The organism is Cupriavidus sp. 05T313 (genome assembly GCF_056396665.1).
This window is the reverse complement of the sequence record NZ_JBFTLX010000439.1, coordinates 1-2,897: the sequence shown is the minus strand read 5'-3', so window position 1 is coordinate 2,897 and position 2,897 is coordinate 1. Positions and strand designations below refer to the sequence as shown.

Annotated in this window: 3 protein-coding genes; all 3 read right to left on the bottom strand. The window is 67.8% G+C overall.

What is annotated here, in order from left to right; translation table 11 throughout:
• A partial coding sequence (locus tag AC1DKD_RS40490; protein WP_477144668.1) for a biotin carboxylase N-terminal domain-containing protein occupies positions 1 to 581 on the bottom strand: 581 nt, incomplete at its 3' end.
• A 59-nt stretch (positions 582 to 640) separates the two neighbouring features.
• Complete coding sequence (locus AC1DKD_RS40485; protein WP_441629394.1) at positions 641 to 1,507, bottom strand: enoyl-CoA hydratase/isomerase family protein; 867 nt, start codon at positions 1,505 to 1,507, stop codon at positions 641 to 643.
• Between the two features lie 49 nt (positions 1,508 to 1,556).
• Positions 1,557 to 2,717 carry an acyl-CoA dehydrogenase family protein gene (locus AC1DKD_RS40480; protein ID WP_477144667.1) on the bottom strand — a complete coding sequence of 387 codons (1,161 nt, stop codon included), beginning with the start codon at positions 2,715 to 2,717 and terminating at the stop codon, positions 1,557 to 1,559.
• Positions 2,718 to 2,897: the final 180 nt, after the last annotated feature.

The following is a 2,897-nucleotide window of genomic DNA, read 5'->3' as shown; positions in this document are numbered from 1 at the left end:
GCCTCGGAGCGCGCGCTGGCCAGCGCGCCGGGCAAGGCATCCGCCTCATGCACCAGGCGCATGCCGCGCCCGCCGCCGCCAGCCGCGGCCTTGACCATCAGCGGAAAACCGATCTGCGCCGCGGCCCGCAGCAGCGCTGCGTCGTCCTGCGCCTCGCCCTGGTAGCCAGGGATGCAGGGCATATCCGCATCAAGCATCAGGCGCTTGGCCTCCGCCTTGTTGCCCATGGCGCGGATCGCCTCTGCCGGCGGGCCGACGAAGACCAGCCCGGCCTGCGTCACCGCTTCGGCAAATTCGGCATTCTCGGCCAGGAAGCCGTATCCGGGGTGCACCGCATCGGCGCCGCTGCTGCGCGCCGCCTCGACGATGGCGCCGATATTCAGGTAGGACGCGCGCGGTGCGGCGTCGCCGATGCGTACCGCGCGGTCGGCGAAGGCCACGTGCGGGCTATGGCGGTCGGCCTCGGAATAGACCGCCACGGTGGCAAGGCCGAGGCGGCGCGCCGTGCGCATGATGCGCATGGCGATCTCGCCACGGTTGGCGACGAGCAAGGTGTGGAAGGGTCGGCTGGTAGCGGGCATGGTACGTCTCGGGATCGGAGTGTCGAAGTGGGCCGTTGCGGTGCGGGTTGCCCGTTTACTCAATCTTGCGTGGCGTGCGCGGCGCGTACGTCGGCGGCGTCGAAGCGCACCACCCAGGCGGCGTCGCGCTTGCCGCGAAAGGCCTGGATGCCTTCGGTGCCTTCGGTGCGCATGCATTGCGCGAACAGGCGCGAGGCCTCGTCCAGTTGCTCGCCCTGCCCCACCTGTCCGGTGCGCGCCACCAGCGCCTTGAAAGCGCGGTTGGCCTGCGGGCCGCAACGGCAGATGCGCGTCAGCCATTCGGCGAGCAGCGCATCCAGCGCGGCGCCGTCCCCGGCAAGCTGATCCACCAGTCCCAGTGCCACCGCCGTGTCGCCGCTCACGCGCTCGCCGGACAAACCAAGGCGCCGCGTGGCGGCCGCCCCGATGCGCGCCACCACGAAGGGCGCGATCTGCGCGGCGATGATGCCCAGCGAGGTCTCGGACAAGGCGAAGCGCGCGTCGGGCGTGGCCAGCACGATATCGGCCGCGCAGCTCAGGCCCATGCCGCCGCCCATGGCCGCGCCCTCCACCACCGCCACCACCGGCACGGGCAGCGCGGCCAGCCGCTGCATGAAGTAGCCGAACTCGCGATTGCGGCTGGCCACGGGATCGTCCGGCGCGGCGCCGGCATCCAGCCGCGCCTGGAAATTGCCGACGTTGCCGCCCGCGCAGAAAAAGCCGCCGGCGCCGCGCAACACCAGCGCCCGCAGCGCGGTGTCGGACTCGGCGCGCGCCACGGCATGCGCCAGCGCGGCGACCACCTCGGGCGCGAGTGCATTGCGCGTGGATGGCGCATTGAGGGTGGCGAACAGCACGCCCCGGACCTCGCGCACGATCACGGCGCTGGCGTCATTGGCGGATTCGGTATTGACGGCGTTGGTCATGGTTTGGGAGTAGCGGAAACATTGCGTGAGAAGGAAACGGCCGGCAAGCTCAGTGCTTTGCCATCAGCCCCATCTGCTTGGCGATTACCGTGAGCATCACCTCGTCGGCACCGCCGCCGATGGAGCCCAGGCGGAAATCGCGATAGGCGCGCGAGGCATGGTTGTCCCACGTGTAGCCCATGCCACCCTGGAACTRMATGCACCAGTCGGCCACCTCGCGCGAGAGGCGGCCGGCCTTGAGCTTGGCCATGGAGGCCAGCTCCACCACGTCGCCGCCGTCGATATAGGTCTTGGTTGCCATGTAGACCAGCGCGCGCAGGGCTTCCATCTCGGTCTTGAGTTCGGCCAGCTTGAACTGGATGAACGGGTTGTCGAGCAGGGGCTTGCCGAAGGCGATGCGCTGGCGCAGGTAGTCGGCGGTTTCCTCGATCAGCGCATTGCAGGCGAGGCGGCGCGCCGCGCCGTTCAGACGTTCTTCCTGGAACTGCTTCATCTGGTAGATGAAGCCCATGCCCTCCTCGCCGATGCGGTTGCGCGCCGGCACCCGCACTTCATCGAAGAAGATCTGCGCGGTGTCGGAGCACCACATGCCGAACTTCTTGATCTTTTGCACTTCCACGCCAGGCGTGCGCTTGCCGCCCTGCCTGAGCGGCACGATGATCAGCGACTTGTTCTTGTGCACCGGACCGTCGGAGGTATTGCACAGCAGGCAGATCCAGTCGGCCTGGGTGCCGTTGGTGATCCACATCTTGGAGCCGCTGATGACGTAGTCGTCGCCATCGCGCCGGGCACGCGTCTTGAGCGAGGCCACGTCGGAGCCGGCGCCGGCCTCGGATACGCCGATCGCCGCCACCGCCTCGCCGGCAATGGCCGGTGCCAGGAACTCGCGCTTGAGTTCGTCGGAGCCGAAGGCGGTCAGGGCCGGGGTGGCCATGTCGGTCTGCACGCCTACGGCCATGCCGACGCCTTGCGCGTGGACGTAGCCGAGGGCTTCGGCTGCGGCCACGGCATAGGAGAAATCCAGGCCGAGGCCGCCGTATTCGGCCGGCTTGGTGATGCCGAGGAAGCCTAGTTCGCCCATCTTCTTGAACAGCGTGTGCGCGGGGAAGATTTCGGCGGCTTCCCATTCGTCGACATGGGGGTTGATCTCGGCCGCTACGAAGCGGCGGATGCTGGCCATGATGTTGTGGTGGTCTTCGGTGTAGAGCATTATGGGTGTCTCCTTGTTCTTGGTGGTGTGGCCTGGGGGGGCTACGAAGTCAAAGGCTTAAAGGCTTAAAGGCTTAAATTCAAAGGCGGTTTCACCCCCCTGCGGGGGGCGACCTACTTTCTTGTCTTGCCAAGAAAGTAGGCAAAGAAGGCGCGCCGGATGGGGCGACACCCCCTCGGG

Coding starts and splice junctions, on each gene's coding strand:
- AC1DKD_RS40485 (WP_441629394.1), bottom strand. CDS start 1,507: ATGACCAACGCCGTCAATACCGAATCCGCCAATGACGCCAGCGCCGTG.